The sequence below is a fragment of the Lapidilactobacillus concavus DSM 17758 genome (genome assembly GCF_001435835.1).
GTDB classification, from domain to species: Bacteria; Bacillota; Bacilli; order Lactobacillales; family Lactobacillaceae; genus Lapidilactobacillus; species Lapidilactobacillus concavus.
Window position 1 is genome coordinate 150,533 of sequence record NZ_AZFX01000036.1, and the last position, 14,406, is coordinate 164,938.

The 14,406-nt window shown below is 44.6% G+C and carries 15 protein-coding genes; 2 read left to right on the forward strand and 13 right to left on the reverse strand.

Annotation, left to right across the window (positions count from 1 at the left end; translation table 11 throughout):
- Positions 1–119: 119 nt before the first annotated feature.
- The 8 genes from recO to rpsU all read right to left on the reverse strand — a co-directional run bounded on the left by recO (position 120) and on the right by rpsU (position 4,970).
- A complete protein-coding gene (gene recO / locus FC15_RS03705) occupies positions 120–935 on the reverse strand; it encodes a DNA repair protein RecO (protein ID WP_057824089.1) in 816 nt (271 codons plus the stop codon).
- Positions 935–1,837, reverse strand: coding sequence for a GTPase Era (era, locus tag FC15_RS03710; protein WP_057824091.1), 903 nt, complete (start codon positions 1,835–1,837; stop codon positions 935–937). Before era ends, recO begins: the two co-directional genes overlap by 1 nt.
- Positions 1,834–2,244: a cytidine deaminase gene (locus FC15_RS03715; RefSeq protein ID WP_420835679.1), complete on the reverse strand. Its 411-nt coding sequence runs from the start codon at positions 2,242–2,244 to the stop codon at positions 1,834–1,836. Before FC15_RS03715 ends, era begins: the two co-directional genes overlap by 4 nt.
- 12 nt (positions 2,245–2,256) lie before the next feature.
- Positions 2,257–2,658, reverse strand: a complete 402-nt coding sequence (locus FC15_RS03720; RefSeq protein WP_083479075.1) for a diacylglycerol kinase family protein — start codon at positions 2,656–2,658, stop codon at positions 2,257–2,259.
- Positions 2,636–3,115 (reverse strand): rRNA maturation RNase YbeY, encoded by a 480-nt coding sequence (ybeY, locus tag FC15_RS03725; RefSeq protein ID WP_057824095.1) that lies wholly within the window; start codon positions 3,113–3,115, stop codon positions 2,636–2,638. The genes FC15_RS03720 and ybeY overlap by 23 nt, the downstream gene beginning before the upstream one ends.
- Positions 3,096–4,094 carry a PhoH family protein gene (locus tag FC15_RS03730; protein ID WP_057824122.1) on the reverse strand — a complete coding sequence of 333 codons (999 nt, stop codon included), beginning with the start codon at positions 4,092–4,094 and terminating at the stop codon, positions 3,096–3,098. The genes ybeY and FC15_RS03730 overlap by 20 nt, the downstream gene beginning before the upstream one ends.
- A 176-nt stretch (positions 4,095–4,270) precedes the next feature.
- On the reverse strand, positions 4,271–4,714 hold the full coding sequence (locus FC15_RS03735) for a GatB/YqeY domain-containing protein (protein ID WP_057824097.1): 444 nt from the start codon (positions 4,712–4,714) through the stop codon (positions 4,271–4,273).
- A gap of 76 nt (positions 4,715–4,790) precedes the next feature.
- Positions 4,791–4,970, reverse strand: a complete 180-nt coding sequence (rpsU, locus tag FC15_RS03740; RefSeq protein WP_057824099.1) for a 30S ribosomal protein S21 — start codon at positions 4,968–4,970, stop codon at positions 4,791–4,793.
- Between the two features lie 187 nt (positions 4,971–5,157).
- Here rpsU and FC15_RS03745 point away from each other — a divergent pair, with 187 nt between their 5' ends.
- Positions 5,158–5,976: a pyruvate, water dikinase regulatory protein gene (locus FC15_RS03745; protein ID WP_057824102.1), complete on the forward strand. Its 819-nt coding sequence runs from the start codon at positions 5,158–5,160 to the stop codon at positions 5,974–5,976.
- Between the two features lie 691 nt (positions 5,977–6,667).
- Here FC15_RS03745 and FC15_RS03750 read toward each other — a convergent pair.
- From FC15_RS03750 to hisS, 5 genes are all read right to left on the reverse strand, one after another.
- The gene (locus FC15_RS03750; protein ID WP_268872200.1) at positions 6,668–7,579 is read right to left on the reverse strand and encodes a deoxyribonuclease IV; all 912 of its coding nucleotides are present in this window, start codon (positions 7,577–7,579) and stop codon (positions 6,668–6,670) included.
- Between the two features lie 11 nt (positions 7,580–7,590).
- Positions 7,591–8,469: a YitT family protein gene (locus FC15_RS03755; RefSeq protein ID WP_057824104.1), complete on the reverse strand. Its 879-nt coding sequence runs from the start codon at positions 8,467–8,469 to the stop codon at positions 7,591–7,593.
- 113 nt (positions 8,470–8,582) lie between these two features.
- Positions 8,583–9,113, reverse strand: a complete 531-nt coding sequence (gene msrA / locus FC15_RS03760; RefSeq protein ID WP_057824105.1) for a peptide-methionine (S)-S-oxide reductase MsrA — start codon at positions 9,111–9,113, stop codon at positions 8,583–8,585.
- Positions 9,114–9,232: 119 nt separating this feature from the next.
- Positions 9,233–11,005 (reverse strand): aspartate--tRNA ligase, encoded by a 1,773-nt coding sequence (aspS, locus tag FC15_RS03765; RefSeq protein WP_057824107.1) that lies wholly within the window; start codon positions 11,003–11,005, stop codon positions 9,233–9,235.
- A 96-nt stretch (positions 11,006–11,101) separates the two neighbouring features.
- The gene (gene hisS, locus FC15_RS03770) at positions 11,102–12,388 is read right to left on the reverse strand and encodes a histidine--tRNA ligase (RefSeq protein WP_057824109.1); all 1,287 of its coding nucleotides are present in this window, start codon (positions 12,386–12,388) and stop codon (positions 11,102–11,104) included.
- Positions 12,389–13,005: 617 nt separating this feature from the next.
- Here hisS and FC15_RS03775 point away from each other — a divergent pair.
- Positions 13,006–14,343 (forward strand): N-acetylmuramoyl-L-alanine amidase family protein, encoded by a 1,338-nt coding sequence (locus tag FC15_RS03775; protein ID WP_057824111.1) that lies wholly within the window; start codon positions 13,006–13,008, stop codon positions 14,341–14,343.
- The last annotated feature ends 63 nt before the right edge of the window (positions 14,344–14,406 follow it).

Here is a 14,406-nt window from a genome sequence, read left to right on the forward strand (position 1 = left end):
CCTGATCTTCGTGTGTGCTTCCACTGACCACACTCGCTGGGTTGAAGATTCTTATTCCGCAATCAACCTGAAGCAAAGTTCAAATTCATTTTGTAGTTTAGTCGTTTTTAATGAAAATGTCAATCATTCTCAGTTGAGGCTGATTCAGAGGGCTTGTTTGAATTTGACTGCGACCAATCTGGCAAGCGCGTCATTTCGTCCAGGTATTTCTTACTTTTGAGCTGCAGACCGACCTGATCCTGATAAATATTGTCCAAGATACGCTGCAATTCCCGCTTCGTTCGCGGTTGGAGATCAATTTTACCGAGTTGTTCTGGCATGATTCGCGCAAGGCCTTGCATGAGAGCAACTGATTTGGGTTGCGCATGCAAACGATGACTATCGAGTGGCCAATGATTCTGACAGAGCAATCCGCCATAGGTTTCCGAATAATCCAGGGGTAAATCGCGACGATGACAAATCACACAATCTTGCAAATGTGGCGCGACCCCAAAGAGTCCTAGCAGCTTGATCTCAACCAAGTTGGTCAGCAATTGTGGATCTGTGCCCTCATTCATTTTAGTCAGCGTCGTTTCCAACAAGTCAAAATAGCGCCCCATCGCCGTGTTCTCATCGAATGCAGCAGCCGTCAACGTTAATAAATATGACGCATAGGCTTGTAAAACCAAATCCGATGAAATCTGTTGCAATAGCGTTGTCCGTTTTGTGGTGGTCAAATAAGACAGACCATTTGGATTAATTTGCCCAACGTAACTCGCTGCTGTGAATGGCAAAATTGCCGTTTGCATCTTGAATCGCGGTTTTTTTGCGCCACGAACCATAAACATTTTAGCGGCATACTTATCGGTCAAAACCTGAACCAATAGATCGCGTTCGCGATAATCACGACGATACATGACCAAGCCGCGAAATTCGGCATCGCGAATCAGTGACATCAGTTCAAATCCTTTTGGTTGTAACCCGCTCTCGCTAAGAATAACGGATTATCACGCCAGTTGCGTTGTACACTCACTTGTAGCTTCAGATTGACCTTTTCACCTAACAAAGCTTCGATTTCGCGGCGCGCACCAATGCCAATTTTCTTCAGCATTGCCGCACCTTTACCGATGACAATGCCCTTCTGGCTATCGCGATCCACGTATATTACCGCGTTGATCACAAGCTTGCCTTGTTGATGTGTATTCATGTCTTCGACAATCACGGCGGTGGAGTGTGGCACTTCATCGCGAGTAAATTCGAGAATCTTCTCGCGAATCAACTCGCCAACGATGAAATATTCCGGATGATCCGTCAATTGATCGTCTGGATAATATTTCGGACCAACGGGTAAATAAGACTTGATTTCGGTCATTAATTCTTCGACATTATTCCCCTGAGTTGCGGACAACGGAATGACTTCGGCAAAATTGGCTTCGTCTTTAAAAGCCAAAATCTGCGTTAAGAGATCATCTGGATGAATCAAGTCGATCTTATTGATCACTAAAAACAGTGGTGTCTTCAAACTAGCTAATTCATTTAAAATATAACGATCTCCAGGGCCAATTTTATCATCGGCACTCGTCATATAGATCGCGATGTCAACTTCATTCAATGACGAAAAAGCTGCCTTATCCATATATTGATCGAGATCGTTTTTCGGTTTATGAATACCTGGTGTGTCCAAAAAGACGATTTGCGCATCCGAATCGGTGATCACACCTTGAATTTTATTGCGTGTGGTCTGTGCTTTAGGCGACATAATCGCAACTTTTTCGCCAACAAGGCGGTTCATGAGTGTTGATTTTCCCACATTGGGGCGGCCCAACAAAGCCACGAAACCTGATTTAAATTCTGTCATTTAATAGGATCATCCTTCAGTGAAAAAGAGTATGGTAAGACGCCTTCAACAGTGGTGTCAATCTGATCACCTTGCAAGTTTGCCAAGATGACTTGGTCGTCTGGATTCATAAATTCGGTCATCACTTGTCGACAAGCTCCACAAGGAGAGACGCCACCCTTCGTGTCAGCAATCACAGCAATCGCCTTGAAATGATGGTAACCAGCCAAAACGCCGGCAAACATAGCGCAACGTTCAGCACAAATGGTCATGCTAAAGGATCCATTCTCAATATTACAACCTTGAAAAATATGGCCATCATCAGTTAAGACCGCCGCACCAACGGCAAATTTAGAATATGGAACATAAGCCTGCTCCCGTGCTTGCTTTGCTTTCTCGATCAATTCATTCAACTTCATGACCTCCAATTCAATAAATGCTTAAAACAACTTAATTAAATGTGGCGCAAAGATGATCAAACCAACGACGACAGCCAGCAAAGCGGCAACCAGCACAATCGCAGCGGAAACGTCTTTGATTTTTTTTGCGAGTGGATCGTAATGCTTCTGGACCAGCAAGTCAACAATATATTCAACTGCAGTATTCCATAATTCGGCGATCAAGACTAGGAAAATAACCACGATCAACCATAACCAGTCGAGCTTGCTCACCTGAAATAAGAAGCCAACCAAGATAACAATGGCGGCAATGACCAGATGGCGTTTGAAGTTCGTCTCATCCTGAAAAGTCCAGCGTAATCCTTCAAGCGCATGGAAAAGCGACTGGGTAAAGCGCCGGTTTTTCTTCGTTTGGTGTGAATTATCGTTTAAGCCCATAGCCATCTAGTATTTCCTCTTGAAGTTTGATCATCACTTTTTCGTCCTCAGGTTCAATGTGATCATAACCGTTAAGATGCAAGAAACCATGCACAACAGTGTATCCGAATTCACGATCGAAACTATGGTCATATTCCTTCGCTTGCTCAGCCACGTGATTGGGTGCAATAAATAAGTCGCCGATATTGCGAGGAATGTCCAGCTCTTCAGCCAATTCTTCAAAGTTAGGCAGATCATCATCTTCACCGTCTTCGATGGCAAAGCTAATCACATCGGTGACGCGATCTTTTTGCCGATACTCACGATTGATCTCGCGAATCTTCTCATCGGTAATCAAGCTGATCGACATTTCCGTGTCGTCAGGCAAATCTAATTTTTTGGCGGCATAATCGACTAATTGATCGATCCATGTTTCACGCGCTGTGGGAATAAGTTGTTCATCATTAATGATTTCCAGATTCATTTTTCCTCAATTGCTCCTGATCATATTTTTCATAGGCGTCAATAATACTTGAAACAACGGGATGGCGCACCACATCTGCAGAAGAAAGCTCTACAAACCCGATATGCGGAACTTGTTGCAGGACGTTTGCGGCTTGGATCAACCCGCTGCGTTGGTGACGCGGCAAATCGATTTGGGTGACATCACCATTGATAATCATCTTCGAGCCGACACCTAATCGCGTCAGAAACATCTTCATTTGCGCGGGTGTGGTGTTCTGAGCCTCATCCAAGATCACGAGTGCCTCCTCGAGCGTACGGCCTCTCATGTACGCTAACGGGGCAATTTCGATGATGCCACGTTCCATCAATCGATTCGCATGCTCCGTCCCCATAATTGCATAGAGGGCATCATAGATTGGGCGAAGATAGGGATCGATTTTCTCTTTCAGGTCCCCCGGCAAGAAACCAAGATTCTCACCCGCCTCCACTGCAGGTCGAGTCAAGACAATTCGTGAAATCTGATTCGCCTTGAGTGCCGCAACTGCTAAGGCCACTGCTAGGTAAGTCTTACCCGTCCCAGCTGGCCCGATACCAAAAGTGATCTCGTTGTGCTTCACAGACTGTACGTATTGACGTTGGCCCAAATTCTTGACCCGCACGCTGCGGCCTTTCGCATCACGAACGATTTCTTCCGTGTATAAATCACTGAAATAGGCAAGTGTCCCACGATCGGCCATCTTCATTGCACTGAGAACATCAGCCGCCCCAATGGAGACGCCCTGTGTGAGCAAGGTCGCTAGCTCAGCAAAAATATTAATGGTGCGATCGACAGCGACTGCTGGTCCTTCAACAACAATTTTGTCACCAAATGCGCGAATGCTGACCGACATACCTTCTTCGAGTAGCTTCAAGAATTCATCGTTCACACCCAACAAACTAACGGCTTGTTCCGGATTTGGCAAGAGATAGGATTTTTCGATCTTCGGTTGATCTATCAAATAATTCGCTCCATTCAAAAAAGCATCTGTTAATTGAATTTTAGCACAATTGGGGGTCGAAAAAAACATAGGAAATTCCTATGCTTTTTCAGATGAACATTTTAAGTTAACTGTGCCTGAAGTTTGTGACCCGTTAGCACTTGGACATGAACGCCAAACAGTTAACTTCCGGCTGACTAGCTTAATAACTGTTTAACAACTTGATTGACCTTACCACCATCAGCACGACCTTTTACTTTTGGCATCAGAGTCGACATCACTTTGCCCATATCCTTCATTGAAGTCGCACCAATCTCAGTAATCGTGGCTTGAATAACGTTTGACAACTCGTCGTCACTAAGTTGTGCCGGTAAGTATTTCTCAACGACTTCGATCTCTGCCTTGATTTCGGCAACCAAGTCTTCACGACCAGCTTTCTCGAATTCACTCAAAGAATCTTTGCGTTGCTTCATTTCGGTGGTGATGACCTGTAATTCGTCCTCATTACTCAAGTCACTCCCCTTTTGAATTTTGGCATTCATTAAGGCAGACTTGATCATCCGAATGACGTTTAATTGCGTCTTATTTTTGGCTTTCATCGCTGCTTTTAAATCGGCAGTTAATTGCTCATTTAGAGACATTTATGATTCCTCCCGAAAAAATACCCCCTTGCTCTGAAAGACTGCTTAGCAATCCAAAAACAAGAGGGACATTTATTTATCTAAATTTCTTACGTTTGCGTGCTGCTTCAGACTTTAATTTCTTCTTAACGCTTGGTTTCTCGTAGAACTCACGTTTACGGTATTCTTGGAGTTGACCACTTTTTGAAACAGAACGTTTGAAACGTCGAAGAGCATCATCAAGAGACTCGTTGTCGCGGACAATTGTCTTAGCCATGTGATTTCCCTCCTTCCAGTTTCCATGTAACTACTCTGTTGCAAAATTTTCGACTACATCACAGTGGTTCCTCATCATTATAGCGAAACTTGAAAAAGGGGTCAATAACGTTTGCGAATTTATTTAAAGAAAATAGTTATCATTTATCAAATATGCTATGATAAAAGAAAAAAATGAGGTAAAAATAATGTCTGAACCCAAACAATTGTATCTCTGTTTAATTTCTGATTCCGTTGGTGAAACGGCATTTAAGCTCACACAGGCGGCCATGGCCCAATTTCCTGAGATCAAACCGTTCTATGAGCGATTCCCCTTCGTTAATTCCACCGATAAAATCGATGAACTTCTAAAAATTGCCCAAGAAAAAAATGCAATCATCACCCACACCTTGGTCACCCAGGGACTCAGCGAATATTTACAAGTCCAAGCCGCCAATCTTGGAATTGTGGCGATTGATCTCATCACCCCTGTCGTTCGCAGCGTTAGTAAGCGCTTCGACCTCCAACCTACCCATGAAGCCGGTGCTTTACACCATTTAACTGAAAAATACTTTGATCGTATATCTGCGATGGAATTCGCCGTCCTCTATGATGATGGCAAAGATCCACGAGGCTTCTTGGAAGCAGATGTGATTTTGCTTGGCATCTCACGGACCTCGAAGACGCCAATTTCATTATTCCTCGCTAACCGCAACATCAAAGTCGCCAATCTTCCGATCGTGCCACAAGCACACATTCCAGAAGAACTGTATCAAGTTGATCCTAAGAAGATCATCGGGCTAACCAACGACCCACAAGTCCTGAACAACATTCGCCGGCAAAGGATGATTGCCTATGGATTAAATCCAGACACCACCTATTCAGATATGGATGCCATTAAATCTGAACTCGCCTTCGCGCAGGACCTCTATAAGAAATTAGGTTGTTACGTGATCAATGTTGCCAATCGCTCAATTGAAGAGACCGCCACACTGATCTTAGAGCACTTGGGCCTGGATCATTATTAATGATCCCAGTTTAAAAACACCGATTTGAGCAGTTTTTACTCAAATCGGTGTTTTTTTTGGTTGGTTCTGCATTGTCTCGCCCAAGTTGCTACAGACAATGGGCATGTTTGCATGTGGGGCCGGCTGCTTCACATATCTATCAAACCATTAGGCCCGTCAGTCCACTGCGTGGAAAGCTGTTGCCTTCGCTTGTGGGACCGGCTTCAGGTTTATTCGGCTCGTGCTTCGCACTCGGTGAATAAATCTTCCGCCTCAAACATTAGCCTTCGTTTCTCGAAGTCTAATGTTTGTCCAATGTTGTAAAATCCGCATGGCCCGCGCGGATTAACAACATTTTCACAGCACAGCAACAACTTTCCACTCCGTTCCCTGACTCAGACGGTAAGGCGAAACTGTGGTTGTGAAATTAAGAAGTAGAAATTAGCATAGATTACTGAACCAGTTATTCAATTGTTAAGATTAAATCAGAAGTTGCGGAGGAAAACGGTTGTGATGCTGTGAAAGTTTTGTTAGGCTGCGAGAGCGTGAAGCAAGCAAAGCGCGCTGCAAAAAGGCGAAAGCCGGCCCCACAGCAAGAACGACTGTTTTCCGCAGCAACTTGGGCGGAGACGACTACACGGCAAAGGCAACAACTTTCCACGCAGTGGACTGATGAGTTTAAAGACAACTGCACCTCAAAACAAAACAACCACTACGCTTGTCGTAATTTCTCCTTCATCAGAGGATCAAACGTCTGTGCACGCAACATCGCAATCTCCGCACCATACGGCGAAATCGTCCCCTTGGCATCATCCGTCACACCGACATAGGGCGTCTCCAGAATCTTCGGAATTTCCGCCAATTGTGGATGATGCGCAACTGCATTGAGTGCGTCAAAACCAATCGTCCCAAAACCAATATTTGTGTGCCGATCTTTGTGTGCACCAATGGCATTCTTCGAATCATTGAGATGAATGACGCTCAACCGGTCGAGACCGATCACGTGATCAAACTCGTTCAACACGCCGTCGAAGTCGTTTTTAACATCATAACCAGCATCGTTGGTGTGGCAGGTGTCAAAGGTCACTGATAGTTTCTCATTGTGCTGAGTTCGATCGATAATCGTCGCGAGTTCCTCGAAAGTGCGTCCAACCTCTGTCCCTTTACCAGCCATGGTTTCCAGCGCAATGCTCACCTGTTGATCTTGACTGATGATTTGGTCTAAGGCGTGTGCAATTTGCGTCAGCGCTGCATCTGCACCGGCGCCAACATGCGCGCCAGGATGAAAACTCATCATGTCAGCACCGATTGCATCTGCGCGTTGAACTTCGCCTTGCATGAACTCGATAGCGAACGGTAGCGATTCCGGTTTAATTGTGTTACCCAAGTTAATAATATAAGGCGCGTGGATGACAATTTTTTTGATCCCAGCTGTTTTTGCCAAGGCCAAGCCAGCAGGAATATTCATGTCGTCCGTTGACTTGCGCCGTGTGTTTTGAGGCGCACCGGTAAAAATCATCATCGCATTGGCAGCATATCCCCGTGCCTCTTCGACGGCGCCAACCAACATTTTTTTGCCACTCATGCTAACGTGTGAGCCGATTAATAATTCAGGTTCAGTCAAATCATCCACTCCTATTCTACTTTTGGTTCGTAAAAATGACCCATCAGTTTGAAAACTTCGGTGATGCTGACAAATGCATAGGGATCCGACAAATGAATAGCTTCCTCAAAGTCATGCATTTCATAACGCGAAATAATCGTAAACAAAATTGTTTTTTCTTCATGTTTGAAGGCACCTTCGGCATCGTGAACGATCGTGATCCCTCGCCGCAAGGACTTCTGAACGCAATTGATCACTTCTTTGGGTTGATCAGTCACAATCATCACCTGTAAACGTTGATGGCTCGTGTAAACAGCATCGATCACTGCGCCGTTGATGAAGATTCCCATGGCACTATACAGTGCGTGGACCCATCCGAAGACGAAACCGGCGCCAAAGATAATCAACAAATTGAAGGCGATATTGATACTACCGACACTTTTACCCGTTTTCTTGCGCAGAACAATCCCGATAATGTCGAGACCACCCGTCGAAATATTATTCTTCAGGGCCATCCCAGTTCCCATCCCGTTGATCAACCCACCAAAAATTGCGCAGATAATTGGGTCAAAATGAACCCGCACCGGTGGAATTAAATGCATCATGACCGTTGAAAAAATAACCGCATAGAATGTAAAGATGGTAAATCGATGCCCAATTTTGAACCAAGCAACGATGAATAAGGGAATGTTGAACACGAAATATAGCACGGGAGTCGTCAATGGCATACCCGTCTTCTCAATTAGACTCGCGACTAACTGAGCCGCCCCTGTAATTCCCGATGAATAAATATGCCCTGGCTGCCAGAAAAAATTCATCGCAATGGAGACACAGATGGCATAGAAAAACGCCATTGATAACTTCGTGAAGTTAGAATGTCGTTGAATGATACGCTCGATATTTTTATACATTTTTTGCCCGCTACCTTCTTATCCCAAACATTTGACCATATTGTAACACAAGCAATTGACCCACGGATAGGAAAAAATGTAAGCGAGACGAATAAATATGAAAAGTTTTCAGTTTAAGCTTTGTGCCAATGGTCAGCAATAAATTGTTCTCGGCCACCGCGTTCTTCCATAGCATAGCGTTCAGGATTCTTACGATAGAAGTCTTGATGATAATCTTCAGCCACATAGAATGGTTGGACGTTCTCAATCTTTGTGACAATGGGATCCTTGAAGACACCTGAGTCGGCAAGATGTTGACGTGAAGCTTCTGCGACAGCGCGCTGTTCTGGAGAGTTCACAAAAATCACCGGTCGATAATTGTCCCCGCGATCCTGGAACTGCCCCATGGCATCGGTAGGATCGGTAACTTTCCAATAGATTTCAACAAGATCTTGATAACTAATGACATCTGCATCGTAAGTGATTTCAACAGCTTCGGTGTGGCCCGTCGTGTGCGAGCTGACTTGTTCATACGTCGGATTTGGGACGTGGCCGCCTGTGTAACCCGAAACAACCTTAATAATCCCGGGCTGCTGATCGAAAGGACTGACCATACACCAGAAACAACCGCCAGCAAATATTGCAGTTTCTTTTTTCATTATCATTCTCCTATCTTGTCATCATTGTTTTCTGACTAAAAAACACCGCAGTCAAAATGATGTCAGCGATGTTCTTTAGTGTTTATTATGGCGTTTTTTTCTGAAATGTCCAAGAATAAATCTGCTTACTTTTCAGACTCATCCTCAACGTTTAAGCCTAATTCATCTAATTGCGCTGTTGCTACCCGAGATGGTGCTTCAGTCATTGGTTCTGTTGCTTTAGAATTCTTAGGAAAGGCAATCACATCACGAATATTATCGCGACCCGCAAGTAACATGGCGAAACGATCAAGTCCGATGGCTAAGCCGCCGAGTGGTGGAAATCCGTAATCTTGAGCATCAAGCAAGAAGCCGAACTGTTCTTGTGCTTTTTCCTTCGAGAAATCGAGAGCCTTCAACATCTTCTCTTGGATTTCACGTGTATGAATACGAATCGAACCGCCACCAATTTCATAGCCATTCAAGACAATATCGTAACTTTGTGCGTGGGCCGAATGGGGATCCGTGTCTAACAAATGGATGTCTTCTTCATTAGGCATGGTGAACGGATGGTGAGCAGCAACCCAACGCTGGTCGCCTTCATCGTATTCGAACAATGGCCAGTCAACAACCCAGGTGAAGGCAAATTGGTTGTCAGGAATCAAATCGAGTTCTTTACCAAAGTAATTGCGCAAGTAACCTAAACTATCCGCCACGACCTTTTGAGTGTCTGCCACAAACAATAAGAGATCACCGTCATGAGCATCAAGTTGAGCTAACAATTCTGCCTGTTGTTCCTTGACGAATTTAGAAATTGGGCCAGCAACCTCACCGTTTTCAACTTTCAACCAAGCAAGGCCTTTGGCACCGAAACGCTTGATGTAGTCTTGAAGACCCTCGATTTGCTTACGGGAATATTTAGTTGCAGCTTGTGGGGCAACGATGGCCTTGACCTGGCCGCCGTTTTCAATCGCACTCTTGAAGACTTTAAAGGCACTGTCCTTGAAGAATTCGCTCAAGTCTTGTAATTCCATCCCGAAACGCAAATCGGGCTTATCCGAGCCAAAACGAGCCATTGCATCGTTCCACGTTAAGCGCGGAAATGGCAATTGGACGCCGATGCCCTTTTCATCATGCATCACTTGAGCAATCACGCCTTCAGTCAAGTCTTGAATTTCTTCAGCGGACAAGAAACTCGTCTCTAAATCAATCTGTGTGAATTCAGGTTGACGATCACCACGTAGGTCTTCATCACGGAAGCAACGCGCGATTTGATAATAACGATCGAAGCCAGAAGCCATCAATAACTCTTTGAATAATTGCGGTGACTGCGGCAAAGCATAGAAACTACCTGGATAAACACGTGAAGGAACGAGGTAATCACGAGCGCCCTCAGGTGTCGATTTCGTCAAATCAGGCGTTTCAATTTCAATAAAACCGTGGTCATCGAGGTAATGATGAACCGACTTCACAATTTGGGCACGCGTGCGCAATCCTGTCATCATTTCTGGACGACGTAAGTCCAAATAGCGGTATTTCAACTTGGTATCTTCGGAAGCGGTGACGTTGTCAGTAATATCGAATGGTGGTGTCTTAGATTCGTTCAAGACAGTGATGTCAGTCACTTCGACCTCAATTTTACCAGTCTTCATTCTTTCATTAATTGCCCTTTCATCGCGAGCAACGACTTTACCGTGAACACTGATCACGTATTCGTTACGTAATGTTTCCGCAAGTGCTAATGCCTCAGCATTGATTTCTTGACTGAAGACTAACTGAACGATGCCCTCGCGATCACGTAGATCGACAAAGACTAAATTTCCCAGACTGCGTCGCTTCTGGACCCAACCTGCTAAGTCAACTTCTTGATTCAAGTAGGTTTCATTGACTAACCCACAATATGTTGTCCGTTTTACCATTGTATTTCCTCCTCATGCCGTTTGTGATCGAAACCAGCAACCCTAAACGTCATTCTTCATCATGATGATCAACAATTCGATCCGTGCAATCTGATTTTATTCGCTAAGTTTTGCCATCACTGCCTTGAAATCATGTTTGATTTCTTCAACGGGGACATCAACTTGAACGCCAGTAGCCATATTCTTGATTGGCACTTGTTGTTGGGCTAATTCGCTCTCACCAACGGTAATGACAAATCGTGCTTGTAGGCGATCAGCATTCTTAAACTGGCCCTTTACCTTGCGATCAAGGTAGTCCTGGTCTGCTGAAAATCCAGCGCGACGAATCGACTGAAGAATTTCAAAGGCAGGCGTTGTGACGTTGTCACTCGTTTTGACAACGTAGCAGTCCAACGGTGCCGGTGTGACTTCGTCGTTATCTTGCGCCAATAACAACAGTAGCCGCTCAACACCAATGCCAAAACCAATGCCGGCTTCTTCAGGGCCACCAAATTCTTTGACGAGACCATCGTAACGGCCACCGGCAATGACGGTCATTTCACTATTATTAAATGCGGGCGAAGTCACCATAATTTCAAAGATGGTGTCTGTATAATAATCCAATCCGCGGACCATCGTATGATCAACATCGAAATCAATCCCCAACGCACTCAGTCCATCTTTGACGGCTTCGAAGTGAGCTTCTGATTCAGGCGTCAAGAAATCCAAAATTGTCGGTGCGTTTTGAACGATTTCTTGATCGTGCTGATCCTTGCTATCCAAAATTCGCAATGGATTCGTGCCTAGACGCCGCTTCGAATCTTCACTCAATTCGCCCTCAAATGGCGTCAAATAATCAACTAGCGCCTGATGATAGTCTTCGCGTGTCTTCGCATCACCCAAACTGTTGATGACCAATTTCATCCCGTTGATCTGAAGCTTCGAGAGTAGCTGCTCAGCCATCGCCATGACCTCGACGTCTAATTGTGGTGATGTGGATCCGAATGCTTCCACGCCAATCTGATGGAATTGGCGCTGACGTCCAGACTGTGGACGCTCGTAACGGAACATCGGTCCATGATAGTAAACTTTGTACGGCTTAACTTGCTCTGGCCCAAAGAGTTTATTCTCAACATAGGCGCGGACAACACCGGCAGTTCCCTCTGGACGCAAAGCAATGTGGCGTTCACCCTTATCATAAAAATCGTACATTTCCTTAGAAACAACGTCTGAAGACTCGCCAGACGAACGTTCGAACACATCGTAAGATTCAAAAATGGGTGTTCTGATTTCGTGGAAGTTGTATGATTCAAAAACATCCTGTGCAGTTTGTTCAACAAATTGCCATTTCTTCGAATCGCTTGGTAAAATATCTGCTGTGCCCTTAGGCTTTTGATAACGCATGAAATTTCCTCCTACTAATTGTTTATCATTTAGCTAGTCGTCTCTCGACCAATCCACAATGATTCCAAAAGTCATCACAATCAAACCTCAGCGATTGTATGATGACTCGAATATAAAAAGCACCCTTAATCGCAATTGCGACTAAGGGTGCTTGAGGCACGGTACCACCTTATCATAACTTGATTGATAACGTCTGATAGACGAGGTTTTACACCTGGCCTCAAAATGGTCGTTTCATTCCGTCTGTCTTCTCAGCTGCCAACAGTCTCTGTGGGTGGAATTACTTCTCATTCATCACGGGCTAAATATTCTTCTCAAGAATAACGATAATTATGGTAAAAGTCAAGTTGCAAATCAAGCCGTTTGTCAACCAATCCTACGAAGTATTGAAGGAACATGGCCTAATAGGAAGTTCAAAGATCTATCATCGCCATCTTGTTAATACTGTTAAATTAAGCTTTATCGACGAAGTTTGACCTCAATTCGTCTTCAAATCGACCATTTCTTAGTATTTATTTAAGATTCAAGTCTGACGTCACTGTAAGCGGTAAATGACGACTATAATTAACAGTAATTATGGAGATTCACATCTATCTCAGCAACGAGGGGTAATTACTGTGATAAAAACTTACTTAAAAAAATTATGGCGTTGGCGCATTTTAATTATCATCGCCTTAGCAATCATGACTTCAATTGGCACGACGGTGGCTTTAGCATACAGTCAACAAGTTGTGGTTCAAGCGAGTGTTTTAAATATCCGCAAGGGACCCGGCTTGGCTTATGATGTGAGTGCACAGGTGAAACGTGGGCAAAAGCTGACGGTCATTAGTAAACGAAATGAATGGTATCAAGTTCGAATCAGCAATAATCAAGTTGGTTGGGTGGCCAGCTGGCTGGTCAAGAATACTGAAGTCAGTGCGACGAGTTATCAAGTTGCGCGTGTTGACAGCAATAATACACCAATCTACCTGACCAACAGCGAATCTTCAGTTAAAATGGGCCTATTGCAAGCGGGTAAGTCCGTCACGATTCTCTATACGAATGGTAGTTGGTATCAAATCAAACACAACGATTCCGTGGCTTGGGTCAAGCGTAACGCGGTTCACGTCACCGGAACAATCGACGCGAGTGCGCAAACCGAGCCACAAAACACGCAAACAACGACGCAAACTGCAACCAAATCGAGTGAAGTTGTCCTTGTCAAGACGAACAATACTCACCTGCGTCAACAACCGAACTCCAGTGCCACAGTCGTCGCTAATTTAGCCGCGAATACGAAACTGACTTACGTTAAAACAGTCAACCAGTGGTATCAAGTCAAGACTAGCACCGGTCAGACCGGCTACGTGGCAAGTTGGGTCGTGTCACTTCAAAACAAGTCTACGAATAACACCACGACGCCAAAAGTTGCTTCCAACTTAGCTGAATCAACTATCGTCCTCGACGCCGGTCACGGTGGCACGGACTCTGGGGCACTTTCACAGAGTGATTATTACGAAAAGACCTATACACTTCAGATTGCCAAAGTTGTCGCAAGTCACCTCCGTGCTGCTGGCGCAAATGTCATCATGACTCGTAGTAGTGATAGTACCATGAATCTTTCCAGTCGTGCGACAGTCTCAAACAACCAAAACGCGGATGCCTTTATCAGTATTCACCTTGATTCTGCAGATTCACACAGCGGTGCCACCGGAATCACCACTTATTACTATAATAAGAATCGAGATACGAAACTTGCGACAAGTCTGAATACTCAATTAGCTGGATTACCACTTAAGAATCGTGGCCTCGAGTTTGGTAATTTCGAAGTGTTGCGCGATAATCAACGCCCTTCAGTCTTACTTGAATTGGGTTACATCAATAACAATTCTGATTTCAGCTATATCCGTTCAACTGCCTACCAAACGGAAGTTGCTAGCGCAATCGTGAATGGCTTGACGGCTTATTTCAAATAATCAATCACGCGAATTTTATAATCAAGTTAGCCACCCATGTTGATTGATCAAAAAATGGTCAAA